Consider the following 16,906-nt stretch of genomic DNA (forward strand, 5'->3'; position numbering starts at 1 on the left):
CCGTCACTGCGACTTTGCCACGCAGAAGCCCTCACCAGCACCCAGCGGCCGCGCTTGCATGCTCAAGTGAGCATCCGCCAGAGCCAGCAGAAGGAGATTCGACAAAGGCGACACCGGCCAACACGGATTCATGTCACTGCGGAGCGCGAACTGATGCCACCATGATCGACCAGCTAAACCACCCATGACTTGCTCACATACGTCTCCCGGCAAGTGACACACGAAGCCGAACGTCTCGGTGACGCCTTCCCCGAACCTCACAGATGCGCAGGATGGGATACATGGCGAACCGTGTGTCCCATGATGAATGTCGGCGCTGGAAGAATTCGCAGCGTGCTTCCGGATCAGCTGCGAAGTCCGGGTCCTGTGACAGTCTGTGCTGGAACTCGTCGGCTAGCGTCGGATCTTGGTGCAGCATCTGCCGGGCGAAGATTTCGGTGACGTAGGGTTCGACGTATTCCTTGTGTTCGAAGTGGGCGTTGAAGTATCCCCAGGCAGCCAGTGAGTCAGGAGCTTGTGGTTCCAGCAGTGTCATCAGGAGTCTGGCTCCTGGCTGTGCGATGGGCACGAACAGGCTTCCTGCGGGCAGTGGTTGTGGCTCGGGCTGCCAGTCTCCTTGTAGTGCGAGTGGCATGCGGCCTTCGAACGGGGCGGACGCGAATCGCATGCCGGTCGTGCGGAACACCTCGGTGTCAAGGCGGTCGGTGCTGTGCTCCAGCGTCTGGTGGTCCAGCCCGTGCAGGGCCAGCTTGTTGGCGATCATAGGCGCATACGCTCTTGGCACCAGGTAGCCGCCGCGCGGTGCGCGTACGGTGAGCGAGGGTACGGTGCTGCCGCGGTAGGGCACGCGCCAGATCTGTGGGGTGGTCGGGTCGTAGACCGTGACGGGTTCGCCTGAGATCGGGGACGGTTCGCGGGAGTAGGCGTATCCGCGGAAGTCGATGGTGGTCACTGGCTCCGGTGGGTTCTGCGGGGTGTCCTGGGTGTCATGGGGGTTGTCGCGGCGGTCGGCCACGACGTCCAGGACGACGTCCTGGCCGCCCAGCCGGCTTGCGCGCTGGTCGGCTTGGCGGACGGCTGCGGCCCATTCGCTGCTGTGTGCGGCGACGAGTTCGGCCAGGCCGATGATCGCGTTGCGGCTGACTCGTACACGGGTGGCGTAGTCCTTCCAGGAGTGTGTTTCGACGAGCACCGTGTAGCGGTTGCGGGTGGGGAAGTAGCCGGACGAGTAGCGCGGGGTGTATTCGGTGACCTGGAAGCCGGAGGCGGGGTCGTCCTCGATGACCGGCTCGGGGTAGAACGGCAGCGGCAGCGAGCCCTGTGCGGCCAGCTTGCCGAGCAGGGCATCGCGCATCGCGGATCTCGCTGCCTTCATCCGCGAGACCGCTCAGGCTGGGCCTGTGGAGATGAGATCGGGGAGGTGATCATCATGGAGGGTGTTTTGTCTCGTCTCCTGGTACGAGGGTGAAACTTCCGTCTGTGGTCGCAGCATGGAAGTTTCAGGCTCGCGGAAGTTCACGACGGGTGGATCCGCCCCCGGTGAAAGTCGCGGCGGGCGGTGTCGGCGCGTTCCAGGTCGCAGTCGAGTACGTCTGCCCGCACAGGTGCGGCCACGGGTGTCCGCGCTGGATGTGGTCTCCTGCCCCCGGTCTGCAGAGTCCTCGAGCCCGCTGTACGGCAGGCTCGGTGCGGCGCCGGCACGCACGTGGTGACCGCCGCTGCCCGCGTTCAGGGCACGTCTGGTGCACGTTGGACCGTCTGCGCGAAGGTGCGGCGGGGGTGCAGCGCTGTTTCTCCAACCGCATCCCGGCGTAGGGCACTTGAGGGGACAGCAGACCGGCCAGGGCCGGGTGGTGGCGTGCTGCGGGACCAGCGCCTGGTGCAGGCAGCGGTGATCGGCCATACGGAGTCTGAGACACCCGTCGTATTGCCCGTGCGGGCCGGCGGGGTGGCTCTGTTCCGCCGCTCGCACTCGGCGGACACTTTCTGGTGCGGGGGGTGGCTGGGAGGGTGTGGCGGCCGTCTGACGTTCAAGGCGTATGGGGACCGGGTCTGCCGCTTCGCCCGTCTCCCCGATCCCGGCGGGCCTCGATGTCGGTGATGTGTGCGACGTCAGCCTCTTCGCTGCGTTCGATACGGGCGCCTTGCCCGACGCCCCGTTCCACCTCCTCAGCGGCCTCGGCCGCAGCGGCCTGCCGGCCGCGTGGAGTTCGAGCGCCGAGCGCCCGTGTCGGGCGTCTCCTGGGCGAGGATCTATGCCTCGGGGAGCCGGTCGAGGAAGCCGAGGACGGAGGTGATCCGGCCGTCCTCGGCCAGGGTGACCACGTCGGAGCCGGCGACCGGCGCCGAGCCGTCGGTGGACACCAGCTCCCAGCCGAAGCGGGCGATGTGATGGTTGCCGTCCGCCTCACCGGTCAGCCTGAACTCAAAGCCGGGGAACTGCTCGTGCGCGGCCCGGATCACCGCGGCGATCTCCTCATGCCCGCGCACATCGGCCAGCGGGTCGGTGTACGTGCCGTCCTCGGCCCAGGCCGCGGCAACCGCCTTGGCCAGCGCGTCGGCGTCGGTGGCGTTCCACGCCTCGAAGTAACGGACGACGGCGGCAGCGTAGATCGACATGGCGAAACTCCCCTTGTGGTGAAGTGGCTTGGCAATGAGGTCAGTTGGCCCGGGCCCCGGGCCGGAGTGCGCCGGCCCGGAACCCGATGACTCCACCTTGCCGCGCCTCGCCCTGGCCGCGCGATTACCCCCCAGGTAATAGGTCGCCGGCCCCGTCGGAATGACCTTCAATCGGTGTGTCGTCGCTGTTGGCTCAAACGGCTATGAACTCCCGCTGTAGTTGCTCCACATCAGGGGGATTCCGTTGGGCGCGCGTCTTGCTGTCGTGGCCGTTGCTGTTGGCCTGGCCGGCGTCTTCTTCGGTGTACCGGCTGCTTCGGCGGCGACGCTGCCGTCCACCGACACGGCCCACCACACCACCGGGGTGTGCGGCTGGACGCACCGTCAGAGGGCGGAGGACACGTACGAGACGGCGAAGGGCAAGGATGCCTGCCTGTCGTACTCGTGGCGCTCGCAGGTCTCCTCCGCGGTGCCCGGGGAAGGCGGCCTGTCTGGACTCACCGCCGGCCCGGTACCGGGGGTGTCATGGACTTCCGGGGAACTGCTGCGGTCGGCGGGGCAAGGCGGTCGTAGCCTGATGCGCGGGGCTCGTCCGCCTGACCGCTGACTGGCGGTCGCATGAGCCGGGAATCAGCCACCACACGAGGAGATCGTTCTGTGTCCCGATGGTCCACCGCCCTGACCCGGGCCGGCGTCAGCGATCAGGGTATGCGGCGGGACTACGGCGTCCAGCGCAAGCTCGTACGCAGGTACCGCCGTGAGGAGTACCTTGCGGCTCGCCTGCTGCTTCCGGCGGAGCTTCGCCCGTACGTTCTGGCCGCAGTTGCCTTCATGCATGAAACGGACCGTCGGATCGACCTCGGAGATGTCAGTGCTCGGCACGAGGCTCTTCGCTTGTGGAACGGTGAGGTCAGGGCGGTTCTGGGCGGCGCGAAAACCGGGCGGGACACGCTCCGGGCCCTGGACGACACGGTGCGGCGCCATCCGCAGATGGCCGGGCGCGTGAGCGACTTCCTGGACGGGGCTCCTGTCGAGGCCGGCTGGCGCGGTTTCGAGAGCGAGGCCGAGTTGCAGACGTATGTGGACTGCTACTCGATGCCGGCCCTGATGCTCACGGCCTGCCTCATCGGCCCGCTCCCAGGCACTGAAGCGTACGGGGCGTTCGAGAGGGGCTGCCGGCAGCTCATCGAGGCGATGCAGCGTACCGATTTCCTGGCCGACTTGCCCGAGGATCTGCAGCAGGGGCACATCGGCATTCCCCGGGACGAGCTACTGCGTCATGGTCTGGACGTTGAGGATCTTCGTGAACGGCCCGAGGCGTGCCTGCCTGCGGTGGAAAGGGTGGTGAACGCCCAAGCGGCTCTTGCTGATCACGTGTTCTGGCAGGCACGGGAGCTGCCCGCACTCGTGGAGGCGCAGTATCGCCCGTTCCTGCGGGCCCTGATGGCCGTCCAGGGGCTGCGCCTTCAGGCGGTCAAGGCCGCCGGCGGCTCTGTCCTCGAGAGCGGGGCGAGGCCGGCCGGTTCAACGACTGTGAAGATCCTCTGGCAGGAGTACCGGGCGTTCGGGAAGCGTCAGCGCTGAAGGTGCAGGAAGGGTGCAACGGCTTCGTGCACCAGCTGCCTCTCAGGGCAGCGAACTTGTAGTGGAACGCTGGGGTGCAGAGGCGCGTCAGGCCGGTGTCAGCAGCTCCTGCCAAGGTTGTTCACGTGAACGGCGCGGGACACCCCTGGGGCCGGGAGCAGGGAGAGGTGCCCGGAGTGGTTGATCGGGGACCAGCGAGCACGCCTCAAGGTCGGGCCCCACAAGGCCCACGCAGGTTCGAATCCTGCCCTCTCCGCCCATGCGCTTCACGGGTGGCGTGCGGCGTTGTTCCCGCCGCTCGCCTTCCGGCCCTGGCCGATCGAGTCGGCTTCGGATCGCCGGCGACGGCTGGTCCGGTCCGCCTTCCCTGCTCACAATGGCGATGGCGGCTACAGCGCTGGAGTTCTGGCCGGCGCTGAAGGCGCCGTCGGGCGGTGCGTGGACGTGGGTTCAGTCCAGGACCAGTACTGCTTCCCGTTGCACGGGGATGCCGGTGGCCTGTGCGGCCTTCGCCTCTACTGTCCACACGCCCGGCGGGGGCGAGAAGGTGGTGTTGTAGCCGCCGTCGCCGTCGGGCAGGAGCCGCCGTCGCTCGATTGTCTCGCCGCTGTCCGGTGAGACGAGACGGGCCTCCAGGTGCCGGTGAACGCGGTCGAGAAGCGGGCGCTCTCGGCGGCGACCCGCAGGTCGGCGCAGAGGGCCAGCCCGAGCCCGGCTCCGACACAGGCGCCCTCGACGGCCGCGACCACCGGCTGCGGCAGCGCGTGAAGTTCCTCGACCAGGGGGTTGTACTCGCCCCGCACGATGACGAAGGCGGAGGCCGGCTTGGTCTCCAAGGGCTGCACGTGTTCCTTGAGGTCCTGGCCGAGGCAGAAGTGCCGACCCTGCGCGGTGAGCAGAACCGTGCGGACCAGTCCACCGTCGCTGCGTACCCGTCGTACAGCGGCGAGCAGCCCGTGCCGCAGGGACACGTCGAGGGCGTTGCCTGCGGAGGGTCTCCGCAGTTCGATAACGGCGACGCCGCCGTCCAAGGTGTAGCCGACGCCAGGCCGTGCTTCGGGGGTGCCCGTTCCGGCCGTTGCGTCCGTGCTCATCGCCATGTGTAGAACCCCTGTCCCGTCTTGCGTCCCAGCTCGCCGCGGGCGACCTTGTCGCGCAGCAGGCGGGGCGGCGCGAAGCGCTCGCCGAGGGTGGCATGCAGGTATTCGGCGATGGCCAGGCGTACGTCGAGTCCGACCAGGTCCGTCAGGCGCAGCGGCCCCATCGGGTGCTTGTAGCCGAGCCTCATGGCATCGTCGATGGCCTCCGGTCCCGCAACGCCCTCTTCGACCATGCGGATCGCCTCCAGTCCCAGCGCCACCCCGAGGCGGCTGCTCGCGAAGCCGGGCGAGTCCTTGACGACGACGTCCTTCTTGCCGAGGACGTGAGTCCACTCCAGCGCTGCCCGCACCACATCGGCGCCGGTGCCGGGCGCGACCACCAGCTCGACCAGCTCGGAAGCGGGCACCGGGTTGAAGAAGTGCATCCCCAGAAAGCGATCGGGCCGGGCGAGGACGGAGGCCAGCTCCGTCACCGAGAGCGAACTGGTGTTGGTGGCCAGTACGGTCGTCGCGCCCACCGCCTGCTCGGCCGCGGCGAGGAGCCGGGCCTTGAGTGCAGCGTCCTCGGGAACGGCCTCCACCACCAGGTCGGCGTCCGCAGGCAAATTCTCCACCGCGTTCACCGTCGTGATCCGGGCCAGGACCTGCTCGGCGGGGCCTGCGAGTCCGGCCCGCTCAGCAGCCCTCTTCAGGCCGGTGGCGATGCGGTCCAGCGCCGCGGCTGCGGCCTCTTCGCCGCTCTCCACGACGGTCACGGAGGAGCCGGCCGTGGCGAAGGACTGCGCGATGCCGGCGCCCATGCGACCGCCACCGATCACGCCGACCACCGCAGGTGCTGAAGTCATGCTCGGCTCCTCTTCTCCAGAAAACGGGTCATGCGGTCCTTCTTGTCCTGGCCCTCGAACAGCACGGCCTGCGCCAGGTCGTCGGCGACCGGGTGCGCGGCGGGTGAGTCGACGACCAGCTTGGTCAGGCGCAGGGCGATGTCGGAGGAACGTGCCATGCGGTCGAGCAGGGCATGCGCCTCGTCCAGCAGCTTCCCGGCCGGCACGACGTCGATGACGAGCCCCGCGGCGAGCGCCGCCTGAGCGTCGAGGTTCCGTCCGGCGAGCAGCACCTGCTTGGCGACCGACTCGCCGACCAGTTCGGGCAGCCGCCAGCAGGCTCCGGCGGCGGCGAGGATGCCGAGCCCCGGTTCCGGGTTGCCGAACACGGCGTCCGGTCCGGCGATCCGTATGTCGCAGGCGTACGACAGTTCCGCACCGCCGCCCAGCGCCCAGCCGTCGACGGCTGCCACGGTGGGCATCGGCAGCCTGCGCACCCGCTCGAACAGGCGGCTGTTGATGCCCTGCAGAGCCTCGTCCCGCCCGCGCCGCAGCAGCTCCGCGATGTCGGCACCGCCCGCGAAGACACCGCCGTGCCCGGTGAGCAGCAGCAGCTTGGGGTCGCGCTCCAGCAGCTCGCACACGGCGTGCAGTTCGCGGATCATCAGTCCGCTGATGGCGTTGCGTGCCTCAGGGCGGTGCAGGGTGACGACGACTCGGTCCGACTGCTCCTCGACCAGGAGCGTCTCGTATGCCGTACTCACACGCGCTCCACGAGCATCGCGACGCCCTGACCGACGCCCACGCACAAGGTGGCCAGGCCTCGCCGGGCATCCTCGCGCTCCAGCCGTCCCAGCAGGGTCAGCAGAATGCGGGCGCCCGAGCAGCCCAGCGGGTGGCCCAGGGCGATCGCGCCGCCGTCGGCGTTCACCTTCTCCTCGTCCAGCTTCAGACGGCGGACCACGGCCAGTGCCTGTGCGGCGAACGCCTCGTTGAGTTCGATCGCCTCCAGGTCGCCGGTCCCCCAGCCCGCGCGGGCGAGGGCCTTCTCGGTGGCGGGAACCGGGCCGAGGCCCATCAGGTTGGGCTGTACACCGGCCGAGGCGGAGGTGACGATCCGGGCCCGCGGGGTGAGTCCGTAGCGCTCTACGGCCGCCGCGCTCGCCACCACCAGCGCGGCAGCACCGTCGGAGAGTGGTGAGGCGGAGCCGGCGGTGACAATGCCGTCCTTGCGGAAGATCGTACGCAGGCCGCCCAGCTTCTCCAGGGTCGTGGTCGGCCGTGGTCCCTCGTCGCGGGCCACCTGGCCGTCCTTGACCGGCACCGGGACGATCTCGCGGTCGAAGCGCCCGGCCTCCTGCGCGGCGACGGCCCGCTGGTGGCTGCGCAGCGCGAAGGCGTCGGAGTCGGCACGGGTGATGCCGTCGAGTGCGGCGACCTCCTCGGCGGTCTCGCCCATCGACAGGGTGACCTTCGCCATCTCGGGGCCGCCACCGGCAGGCACCTCCCGATCGGCGGCGGCGAAGCGCGGGTTGGTGAACCGCCAGCCCAGCGACGTGTCGTGCACCTCGCCCGGCTTGGCCCACGGCGTACCGGGCTTCTCCATCACCCAAGGCGCGCGCGTCATCGACTCCACACCACCCGCGACGACCAGTTCGGCCTCTCCGGACCGGATCGCCTGCGCGGCACTCGCGACTGCCGTGAGGCCGGAGGCGCACAAACGGTTCACGGTGTAGCCGGGCACGGTCTGCGGGAGTCCGGCGAGCAGCACGGCCATGCGGGCCACGTCCCGGTTGTCCTCGCCGGCCTGGTTGGCCGCGCCGAGGATCACCTCGTCCACGGCCTCACCCGGAATCCCGGCGCGCCGCACGGCCTCCCCGACCACCAGGGCAGCCAGGTCGTCGGGACGCACGGAGGCCAGCACGCCGCCGTAGCGGCCCTGCGGGGTACGCGCCCCGTCGATCAGGAAGACGTCGTCAGGCATGGGCGGACTCCTCAGCAGGAACGGGCCGACGCGACTGCAGCGTCACGAAGCGGCCGGTGACGAACGCGGGATCGGAGAGGGTGGCGCTGGCCGCCGGGTTGGCGGCACTGCCGTGGAAGTCGCTGAAGGCGGCGGACTGATTGACGAAGACCCCGCCGGTGAGGTTTGCCGACAGGTGCACCCCAGCGTCCAGGGCTGCCAGTTCGGCCGCGGCCAGCACCTCGTCGCTGGTGGAGTGGACGGCCGCGGTCAGCGCGCCGTTCTCCCGCACCGTCTCGCGGAAGATCCGCAGGCTGTGCTCGGTGGAGTCGGTACCGATGACGAAGGAGACGGGCCCGAACCACTCGCGGGTGTACGTCTCCCGGTCGGCCTCGGCGTCCAGCCGCGCCACCAGCGGCGTACGGACCACCGCGTCCGGGTGCTCGGGGTGCTCGACCGGCGCCGACGCACGCGCTGTACGACCGAGCCGAGCGGCCTCTTCCAGCCGCTCACGGACACCGTCGTTGACGATCGCGCCGAGCGTGCCGGCCGCGCGGGCCGGGTCGCCGAGCAGACGGTCCAGTGCGGCGCCGAGGTCGGCCGCGAAGTCGTCGGCGCTCTTGAGGCCTTGGTCGGTGGCAAAGCCGTCGTGCGGTATCAGGAGGTTCTGCGGGGTGGTGCACATCTGGCCGCTGTAGAGAGACAGTGAGAAGGCCAGATTGCCCAGCAGGCCGCGGTAGTCGTCGGTGGAGTCGAGGACGACGGTGTTCAGGCCCGCCTTCTCGGTGTACACGGCGGCCTGGCGGGCGTGGGTCTCCAGCCAGTCGCCGAAGGCCGTCGAGCCGGTGAAGTCGATGATCCGTACGTCCGGGTGCAGGGCGTACACCGAAGCCGTACGCTCCTCGGGACTCTCCGCGGCAAGGATCACCAGGTTCGGGTCGAAGCCCGCCTCGGCCAGCACCTCACGAGCGACGCGCACGGTGATGGCGAGCGGCAGAACGGCACCCGGGTGCGGCTTGACGACGACCGGGTTGCCGGTGACCAGAGAGGCGAACAGACCCGGGTAGCCGTTCCAGGTCGGGAAGGTGTTGCAGGCGATCAGCAGCGCCAGTCCGCGCCCGACCGGCGTGAACTTCTTGTCCATCACCAGCGGGCCGCCCTTGCGCTGCGGCTTGCTCCAGCGTGCCGCGCCCGGGTGCCGCTTCTGCTCCGCCCAGGCATACGCCACCGCCTCCAGGCCGCGGTCCTGCGCGTGGGGGCCGCCCGCCTGGAAGGCCATCACGAACGCCTGACCGGTGGTGTGCTGCACGGCGTGGGCGATCTCGAAACTGGCGGCGTTCAGCCGGGCCAGGATCTCCGCGGCGACACCGGCACGGGTGTCGGGCCCTGCGTTGCGCCAGGGGCCCGTGGCGTCCTTCGCGGCGACCACCGCCTCGTCCGGATTGACGCGGGGGTAGGTGATGCCGAGCGGGAAACCGTACGGGGAGGCCTCGGTGGACGGCACCACGCCATGGCCTGGGTGCCCAGGAAGGTCGAAGTGGCGCCCGATGCGGCCCCGGAAGGCTGCCTCTCCGTTCTTCGCCGCGTCCTCGCCGTAGATCTTCGTGCTGGGCGATTCCGGGTACGGCGTCCAGTGGTCCCTCCTGGTAGTAGCAGCCACCGCCTGGTCCAGGAGGGTGCGGTGAAGGGCGAAGAAGTCCGGGCGCTCGGGGAGGTTCTGCGGCATGCGTTCCACCTCTTGACAGGCAGCAGTGCGGCTGGATTACTAGGCCGTGCCGCACGCTAACCGAATGTTCGGTCGGGAGACAAGGTGGTGGAAACAGTGACGCAGGCCACTGAGAAATCCCCTGTGGAGACGATGTTCGCCGCGGACGAGGCGTCCCGAAGTCTCGGCATCGAGCTGCTGGAACACGGCGAAGGAACCGCCGAGCTCCGGATGACCGTGACCCCGGCGATGGTCAACGGACACAAGATCGCCCATGGCGGCTATCTGTTCCTGTTCGCCGACACCGCCTTCGCCTGCGCCTGCAACAGCCACGGCCCCGTGACCGTCGCAGCCGGGGCCGACATCGACTTCATCGCACCCGCGTACGAGGGCGACGTCCTGGTGGCCACCGCGAGGGAGCGTGCCCGGTTCGGCCGCAGCGGCATCTACGACGTGAGCGTCCGGCGCGGCGACGAGGTGATCGCGGAGTTCCGCGGCCGCAGTCGCAGTGTCCGAAGCACGAAGACGAGGGATTCGCGATGAGCACTGAACTGACAGCCCCGGCGGTCGCGGGAGCCCACCGAGGAGACCCGCTCCCCCAAGAACTGCTGGACGACAGCGAGCGGATGACGCGCGAGCAGCTGGTGGAGCTCCAACTCGACCGGCTGCGGACGACGTTGCGGCACGCATACGACAACGTCGAGCTGTACCGCAAGAAATTCGACGAAGCCGGGGTCAGACCTGACGACTGCCGATCGCTGGAGGACTTGTCCCGGTTCCCCTTCACCACCAAGGCCGATCTGCGGGACACCTACCCCTTCGGCATGTTCGCCGTCCCCATGGCCGAGGTCCGCCGCATCCATGCCTCCAGCGGGACCACCGGCCGCCCCACCGTGGTCGGCTACACAGAGAACGACCTGTCGATGTGGGCCGACGTGATAGCCCGCTCGATCCGCGCCGCCGGTGGCCGGCCCGGGCACAAGGTGCACATCTCATACGGCTACGGGCTGTTCACCGGAGGTCTCGGTGCGCACTACGGGGCCGAGCGGGCCGGGTGCACCGTCATCCCCGCCTCGGGGGGCATGACCGCACGCCAGGTGCAGATCATCCAGGATTTCCAGCCCGAGATCATCATGGTCACCCCCTCCTACATGCTCACACTCCTCGACGAGTTCGAGCGTCAGGGCGTCGATCCCCGCTCCACCTCGCTGAAGGTCGGCATCTTCGGCGCCGAGCCGTGGACCGAGGAGATGCGCCGCGAGATCGAGGAGCGCATGAACATCCATGCCGTCGACATCTACGGCCTGTCCGAGGTGATCGGCCCGGGTGTGGCGCAAGAGTGCGTGGAGACCAAGGACGGGCTGCACGTGTGGGAGGACCACTTCTACCCGGAGGTCGTCGACCCGCTCACCGGTGAGGTGCTGCCCGACGGCGAGGAGGGCGAGCTGGTCTTCACCTCCCTCACCAAGGAAGCGCTGCCGATCATCCGCTACCGTACGCGCGACCTGACCCGGCTGCTTCCGGGCACCGCCCGGCCCGTCTTCCGCCGCATCGAGAAGATCACCGGCCGCTGTGACGACATGATCATCCTGCGCGGGGTGAACGTCTTCCCCAGCCAGATCGAGGAGATCGTGCTGCGCACACCCGGCGTCGCCCCGCACTTCCAGATCCAGCTGAGCCGGCGCGAGCGCATGGACCACATGACCGTTCACGTCGAGGCACGCCCCGGCACAGGCCCCGACCAGCGCGACGCCGCCGCCCGGGCGATCGCCCAGGGGGTCAAGGACGGCGTCGGTGTGACCGTGGAGGTGAAGATCGTCGACCCGGAGACCCTGGAGCGCTCGCTCGGCAAGCTCCGCCGGGTCAAGGACCTGCGGCAGGCATGATCTGCGGTCTTGCCACAATGGCCCCGTGAGCAGAACACCTGTGCAAAGCCGCGCCACCCGTCAGGGCCGCCCCACCTACGACCGCGACTCCCTGCTGGAAGTCGCGGTCACGGTCTTCAACGAGCGCGGCTACGACGGCACGGGCATGGAAGAGCTGGCCAAGCGCCTGGGCCTGAGCAAGTCGAGCATCTACCACCACGTCTCCGGCAAGGAGGAACTCCTCGGCCTCGCCGTCGGACGCGCGCTGGACGCGCTCTTCGCCGGACTCGATGAGGTTCCGGACCCGTCAGCCACAGCGACCGCCCGGCTGGAGCACGTGGTGCACCGCAGCGTCGAGGTACTGGCTGCCGAGCTGCCGTACGTCACCCTGCTGCTCCGGGTCCGCGGCAACAGCGACGTCGAACAGCAGGCCCTGGAACGACGCCGCGAGTTCGACCACCGGGTCGCCGAGCTGGTGACCCGTGCGGCGGCTGAGGGCGGCGTACGCGATGACTTCGACCCGCACCTGATCAGCCGGCTGTTGTTCGGCACGGTCAACTCCCTCATCGAGTGGTACCGGCCGGAGGGCGGGATGCCGGTGGCTGCACTTGCCGACGCCCTCACGGCGGTCCTCTTCGACGGCCTGCGCGGCAGGTCCGCGAGCTGATCCGAGGCCGGCCGGGGACGCCCGGGAAGGCCGCTGGCAACCTCGTCGTGCACAGCATCCGCAGTGCCGACCCATGGCGACAGCACGCGGTTGGCCAACACGCTGCTGTGCGATGCGGCGAGCGACCTGAAGGTGAGCGCCGCAGGGCTGCTCGCCGGGGCAGCGAATCCTCGACGCCCACGTCTCAGCCGCGCCTTGGCACCGAGTTCGGGCAGAGCCGGGCTGACATCAGGAAAGCGGCCTTCGGTCGCCATGGGGCCCTGGGACGAGAGAGTGACTGGTGGCAGGCGTCACCGGACGCGCGCCGTCCTGGTTGGCAGCTCTGGGCCCGCGCCCACTCTGGTCCCGGGTCAGGCGGCGTGCGGGACCTGGCGGGCCTCCACGGAGCGCCGGCATCTCAGGGGTCGCGGAACCGGCAACCCGAAAGCCGACAGGCATATGACCCACTCGTTGACCGAGTGCGGCATCGATGACCGTGCCAGGCTCCCAGCTCGGGAGCACACGGCAAGAGCCCGCCGCAGAGAGCACCCTCACCTGACGCATTCCGAGATCTCCCTCGGGATGACAGGGTCCGCGTCTCAACCGCCCCCGGCGCCGACGGCATGCGGTGCCGCGGCCGAGGGAGCAGGTCGGCCGCGGCACCAGATCGGGATGACGGTGGATCAGGTCAGGCTGGTCCAGATGCTCTTGACCTCGGTGTAGGCCTCGATGGCCTCCCAGCCCATCTCACGCCCCAGACCCGAGGACTTCATCCCGCCCCAGGCCGCCGCAGCGTCCAGGCCCTGCATCATGTTGATCCACACCGTGCCCGCCTTGACCTGGCGTGCCAGCCGGTTGGCCGTCCCGATGTCCCGCGACCAGACCGCAGCAGCGAGCCCGTACTCGGAGTCGTTGGCCAGGAGCACCAGCTCCTCCGGGTCGTCGTACGGCATGACCGACAGCACCGGACCGAAGATCTCCTCACGGGCGATACGCATGTCCTGCTTGACCCCCGCGAAAACAGTCGGCTCGTAGAAGAACCCGCCGGCCAGATCACCGTCCGGGCGGCTGCCGCCGGTCAGCAGCTCCGCGCCCTCATCCTCGCCCAGGGCGACATAGCGGGCGGTCTGCTCGACCTGTTCGGCCGAGACGAGAGGGCCCAGGTGCACCTCCGGGTCCAGGCCGTTGCCGAGACGCAGGCTCCCGGCCGCCCCAGCAAGCTTCTCCGCGAACTCGTCATGCCGCTTGGCATCCACATAGAAGCGTGTGTAAGCGGCGCACACCTGCCCCGAGTTGAGCAGACCGCCCAGCAGGTTGCCTTGCACCGCCGCATCGATGTCGGCGTCTGCGGCGATGATGCTCGGTGCCTTCCCGCCCAGCTCCAGGGAGACCTTCTTCAGCGTCCGGCCGCACTCGGCACCGATCTCCCGGCCGACCGCCGTGGACCCGGTGAAGGAGATCTTCTTGACCAGCGGGTGGCTCACGAGCGCCTTCCCTGCTTCCGGCCCTCCGGTGACAACGTTGACCACCCCGGCCGGGACGCCGGCCTGCTCGATGAGTTCGGCCAGGCGCAGGGTGGACAGCGGGGTCTGCTCGGCAGGCTTGATGACCACGGTGTTGCCCGTGGCGAGCGCCGGGGCCAGCTTCCACACCAGGATCATCAGCGGGAAGTTCCACGGGGTGATCAGACCACACACCCCAAGCGGTTCCCGGGTGGTCCGGTAGTCGACGCCCGGTACCGAGAGCGGCGCCGTGACTCCAGTAATCTTGGTGACCCAGCCCGCGTAGTAGCGGAAGTGCTCGACAGCGTTGGGCACCGAGAACCCGGCGCTGACGTTCAGCGGCTGGCCCTGGTCCTGGGTCTCCAAGCGGGCGATCTCGTCCGCGTGCTCCTCCAGCAGGTCCGCCACCCGCAGCAACAGCTTCGCGCGGGCCGCAGGCAGCAGCCCGCCCCACGCGGGCGAGACGAACGCCTGATGCGCGGCCTGGACCGCGGCGTCCACGTCAGCCTCACTCGCCTCACGCAACTCGGCCAACACCTCACCCGTTGCCGGGTTGACCGAAGTGAACGCGGCACCAGAGCCCGCAATCCACTCACCGCCGATCAGCATCTCAGTACGCACTTCGGTTTCTCCTTGGGGCTAGATGGCACGACTTGACGACGTAGCAGCCGACGCACCCGATGCGGTCCGGGGTCGTCCACTCTGGACATGGAGTGGATGAGGCCGACCCACATGGCTGCCCGTTAGGAGCGGGGCCGTTTCCGCCGCGATGTTGTCGAGGTAGGCGGCGACTCCATAGGGGTGGGCCGACCTGCCACAGAGGTGTTCAGCTTGAACGCGATCGGAACACCATGCCGTTGCCACAGCTCGTCCCTCATCGCCAGGTTTCCCTTACCCATCGCAAGGGCCCGCCGGGAACTTACCGGGCACTCCGGCGAGACCTGGCGAGCAGTTCATTCTTTTTACGGCCCGTACACAATCCTGTCAATGGATTCGATACACTTCCCATGCTTCAGGCTTTCAGGGCCAAACAAACCCTCTGAATCTCCACAAACACGAACAAGAGGGGTAGGTGACACCAACAATGTCGCTCACATCGCCGTCGGCAGCCCGTGCGCTGACGGATCGCCGCGGGCCCCTAGAACACCGCCCCATAGGCCTCGGCTACTGAGTCTTTCCATGTGGTGTCGCGGCTGACGGTGGGGGTCTCGTGCGTTACGCAGGGCGGAATCACCCACCCCCAAGGCCCCGCGGAGCGGTCGGCCCGGGTCGGGCGCCGCGCAGGTCTTGGAGGGTCTGGTCACCCACATCCAGTCATGATCGCGGATTTGGTGACGGTGTGTGACCCCAGCACGCAGGGGGATCCAGAGCCACGGCTCAGCCGACACCGACAACGTGGTCCCCGCTCTTTCGGAGACCCTTCCTTCGGCACTGAAGGTGCCAGGCCCGGACAGCCCTGCCTGCGCCGCCCCGTACAGTGCTTGGAGTCAGAAGGAACCGTCCCAGGCGCGTCCCAAGAAGGCCGCAACGTCCGCAAGTTCGGGCAGGGCGATTCCGTGCCCCAGGCCGGGGTAGAGACGCTCCTGGAGGCGTGCACCCGAGCGCTCGCGCAGCCACGTCCCGGTGCGCTCCACCAGGTCGGCCGGGATCACGGGGTCCTCGACGTCACGTCCCCAGAAGACCGGCACCCCAGCCAAACGACCCGGCCCGTCGGGTAGCCCAGCGTCCCAAGGCATAGTGCCCGACAGAAGTGCTGCCGCGGCGAAACGGTCGGGCTGCGCAAGGAGTAGCCCGCCCGCCATGGCCATGCCGCCGGAGAAGCCGAGCAACGATACGGAACTGTGCGGCGCCGCGACCGTGTCCAGCCAGCCGAACAGCCATTCTGCGGTCGCCGAGATGGATTCCGGCAGCGGGCGGCCGATCCCACGGTTGGCGAACCATGCGTAGCCGCCGCCCTCGGCAATCGGCGCACGCACGAACGCCACTGCGGCCTTCTCAGGAAGGTGCGGCGCAAGCCGGGCGAACGAATCCTCGTCTGAACCCCGTCCATGCAGAGCGACTACCAGGGGCGCATCCGACCGTTGGCCGGGATCGACGGACCAGCGGGCCACGGGGGTTGCAGCGTAGGGCATGGCGAACTCCTGGAGGCAATGGATCTTGCGGGAGAGTGACCAGCGCAGGTGACGCGAAAGGCACGCCGCGCATGCGGCTCCTCCCGTTCCGGAACTCTCCCACTGCTTTAAAGTTGAATCAAGCTGCCGAAGGCCGGCTCCGGCCCGATGCCGGGGACATCGTCCGGGATCCGCGGGCTAGCGAACTACCGCGCCCAGGTGGGCCAAGAGGGCCTCCTGCAGGGCCTGTGGCTGTTCCACGGCGAGGTGCCCGGCGTCGATGGTCAACAACGTGGCGCCGTGGACGCCCCGGGCGAGTTCCGTGGCGTGGGAAAGGGGCGTGGCCACGTCGCGTGAACCGCCGACGACGAGCGTCGGCGCGCTGATCCGGGTGAGTTCCGCTCGCAGGTCGTAAGCGGCCAGGGCGTCACAGCAGGCCGCGTAGCCTGCCGGATCCGTCTCGGCGAGCGCCGTCAACAGGGTACGGCCGACCGGGGTTTCGGCTGTGAGGGGATCCGCGAACCAGCGGCCCGGGATGGTGCCGAGCACTGGTCGGATTCCCTCCAGCCTCACGAGAGAGGCGCGCTCCAGCCACGGGGTGGCCGGGCCGAAGTGGGCAGAGGAGCAGACCATGGCCAGCGATGCGACCCTCTGGGGGTGGTGGACGGCCAGATGCGCGCCAATTGCGCCGCCCAGGGAGACCCCCGCGTAGTGGAAATCGTGGCGGCCGTAATGATCCACGAGTCCCAGAACCAGCGCGGCCAGATCCTTGACCCTGGTGCCACCGGGGGTGGGGTCGGACAGCAGCCCTGTCGGGGAGCCACCGTGTCCGGGCAGGTCGAACCGCAGCACCTGGAAGCAGCTGCTGAGCGCGTCCAGGTGCGGCTCCCAGAGGACCGTTGATGTTCCCAGAGACGGGCCGAGAACCAGCAGGGGATCGTCGGCATGACCGTGGAGGTCGTGGTACGGCAGGCGGGATGTGGTCAC

The 16,906-nt window shown here is 69.0% G+C and carries 14 protein-coding genes and 1 pseudogene; 5 read left to right on the top strand and 10 right to left on the bottom strand.

Annotated features, from left to right (window positions below):
* Positions 1-193 precede the first annotated feature (193 nt).
* Positions 194-1,354: a M14 family metallopeptidase gene (locus BEK98_RS00250; RefSeq protein ID WP_094214257.1), complete on the bottom strand. Its 1,161-nt coding sequence runs from the start codon at positions 1,352-1,354 to the stop codon at positions 194-196.
* Positions 1,355-2,253: 899 nt separating this feature from the next.
* Positions 2,254-2,619, bottom strand: coding sequence for a nuclear transport factor 2 family protein (locus BEK98_RS00255; RefSeq protein WP_094214258.1), 366 nt, complete (start codon positions 2,617-2,619; stop codon positions 2,254-2,256).
* Between the two features lie 657 nt (positions 2,620-3,276).
* Here BEK98_RS00255 and BEK98_RS00260 point away from each other — a divergent pair.
* Positions 3,277-4,203, top strand: coding sequence for a phytoene/squalene synthase family protein (locus BEK98_RS00260; protein WP_208642959.1), 927 nt, complete (start codon positions 3,277-3,279; stop codon positions 4,201-4,203).
* A 161-nt stretch (positions 4,204-4,364) separates the two neighbouring features.
* Positions 4,365-4,459: pseudogene (locus tag BEK98_RS48830) on the top strand.
* A gap of 259 nt (positions 4,460-4,718) precedes the next feature.
* Here the strand turns inward: BEK98_RS48830 and BEK98_RS00265 are convergent.
* The 5 genes from BEK98_RS00265 to paaN are packed head-to-tail and all read right to left on the bottom strand — an operon-like array spanning position 4,719 to position 9,816.
* Entirely contained in the window at positions 4,719-5,297 is a 579-nt protein-coding gene (locus BEK98_RS00265) for an enoyl-CoA hydratase/isomerase family protein (RefSeq protein ID WP_244201672.1), read from the bottom strand.
* Positions 5,294-6,148, bottom strand: a complete 855-nt coding sequence (locus BEK98_RS00270) for a 3-hydroxyacyl-CoA dehydrogenase family protein (RefSeq protein ID WP_094214260.1) — start codon at positions 6,146-6,148, stop codon at positions 5,294-5,296. The genes BEK98_RS00265 and BEK98_RS00270 overlap by 4 nt, the downstream gene beginning before the upstream one ends.
* Positions 6,145-6,891 carry an enoyl-CoA hydratase/isomerase family protein gene (locus BEK98_RS00275; RefSeq protein ID WP_094214261.1) on the bottom strand — a complete coding sequence of 249 codons (747 nt, stop codon included), beginning with the start codon at positions 6,889-6,891 and terminating at the stop codon, positions 6,145-6,147. Before BEK98_RS00275 ends, BEK98_RS00270 begins: the two co-directional genes overlap by 4 nt.
* On the bottom strand, positions 6,888-8,111 hold the full coding sequence (locus BEK98_RS00280) for a thiolase family protein (protein ID WP_094214262.1): 1,224 nt from the start codon (positions 8,109-8,111) through the stop codon (positions 6,888-6,890). Before BEK98_RS00280 ends, BEK98_RS00275 begins: the two co-directional genes overlap by 4 nt.
* A complete protein-coding gene (gene paaN / locus BEK98_RS00285; protein ID WP_094214263.1) occupies positions 8,104-9,816 on the bottom strand; it encodes a phenylacetic acid degradation protein PaaN in 1,713 nt (570 codons plus the stop codon). The genes BEK98_RS00280 and paaN overlap by 8 nt, the downstream gene beginning before the upstream one ends.
* 96 nt (positions 9,817-9,912) lie before the next feature.
* Here paaN and paaI point away from each other — a divergent pair, with 96 nt between their 5' ends.
* From paaI to BEK98_RS00300, 3 genes are read left to right on the top strand one after another with little or no spacing between them, the layout of a single operon-like run.
* Positions 9,913-10,338 carry a hydroxyphenylacetyl-CoA thioesterase PaaI gene (gene paaI / locus BEK98_RS00290; RefSeq protein ID WP_167444057.1) on the top strand — a complete coding sequence of 142 codons (426 nt, stop codon included), beginning with the start codon at positions 9,913-9,915 and terminating at the stop codon, positions 10,336-10,338.
* On the top strand, positions 10,335-11,681 hold the full coding sequence (gene paaK, locus BEK98_RS00295; RefSeq protein ID WP_094214265.1) for a phenylacetate--CoA ligase PaaK: 1,347 nt from the start codon (positions 10,335-10,337) through the stop codon (positions 11,679-11,681). Before paaI ends, paaK begins: the two co-directional genes overlap by 4 nt.
* Before the next feature lie 25 nt (positions 11,682-11,706).
* Positions 11,707-12,327 carry a TetR/AcrR family transcriptional regulator gene (locus tag BEK98_RS00300; protein ID WP_167444058.1) on the top strand — a complete coding sequence of 207 codons (621 nt, stop codon included), beginning with the start codon at positions 11,707-11,709 and terminating at the stop codon, positions 12,325-12,327.
* A 662-nt stretch (positions 12,328-12,989) separates the two neighbouring features.
* Here BEK98_RS00300 and BEK98_RS00305 read toward each other — a convergent pair.
* From BEK98_RS00305 to BEK98_RS00315, 3 genes are all read right to left on the bottom strand, one after another.
* Complete coding sequence (locus BEK98_RS00305) at positions 12,990-14,429, bottom strand: aldehyde dehydrogenase family protein (RefSeq protein WP_094214267.1); 1,440 nt, start codon at positions 14,427-14,429, stop codon at positions 12,990-12,992.
* 866 nt (positions 14,430-15,295) lie between these two features.
* Complete coding sequence (locus tag BEK98_RS00310) at positions 15,296-15,940, bottom strand: alpha/beta hydrolase (RefSeq protein WP_094214268.1); 645 nt, start codon at positions 15,938-15,940, stop codon at positions 15,296-15,298.
* A 177-nt stretch (positions 15,941-16,117) separates the two neighbouring features.
* Positions 16,118-16,906, bottom strand: a complete 789-nt coding sequence (locus tag BEK98_RS00315) for an alpha/beta fold hydrolase (protein WP_244201673.1) — start codon at positions 16,904-16,906, stop codon at positions 16,118-16,120.

The sequence above is a fragment of the Streptomyces diastatochromogenes genome, from assembly GCF_002242805.1.
Classification (GTDB): domain Bacteria; phylum Actinomycetota; class Actinomycetes; order Streptomycetales; family Streptomycetaceae; genus Streptomyces; species Streptomyces diastatochromogenes.

Bases quoted from the DNA above. Each gene is read 5' to 3' on its own strand.
- BEK98_RS00250 (WP_094214257.1), bottom strand. From the start codon at position 1,354: ATGCGCGATGCCCTGCTCGGCAAGCTGGCCGCACAGGGCTCGCTGCCG.
- BEK98_RS00255 (WP_094214258.1), bottom strand. From the start codon at position 2,619: ATGTCGATCTACGCTGCCGCCGTCGTCCGTTACTTCGAGGCGTGGAAC.
- BEK98_RS00265 (WP_244201672.1), bottom strand. From the start codon at position 5,297: ATGAGCACGGACGCAACGGCCGGAACGGGCACCCCCGAAGCACGGCCT.
- BEK98_RS00270 (WP_094214260.1), bottom strand. From the start codon at position 6,148: ATGACTTCAGCACCTGCGGTGGTCGGCGTGATCGGTGGCGGTCGCATG.
- BEK98_RS00280 (WP_094214262.1), bottom strand. From the start codon at position 8,111: ATGCCTGACGACGTCTTCCTGATCGACGGGGCGCGTACCCCGCAGGGC.
- paaN (WP_094214263.1), bottom strand. From the start codon at position 9,816: ATGCCGCAGAACCTCCCCGAGCGCCCGGACTTCTTCGCCCTTCACCGC.
- paaK (WP_094214265.1), top strand. From the start codon at position 10,335: ATGAGCACTGAACTGACAGCCCCGGCGGTCGCGGGAGCCCACCGAGGA.
- BEK98_RS00310 (WP_094214268.1), bottom strand. From the start codon at position 15,940: ATGCCCTACGCTGCAACCCCCGTGGCCCGCTGGTCCGTCGATCCCGGC.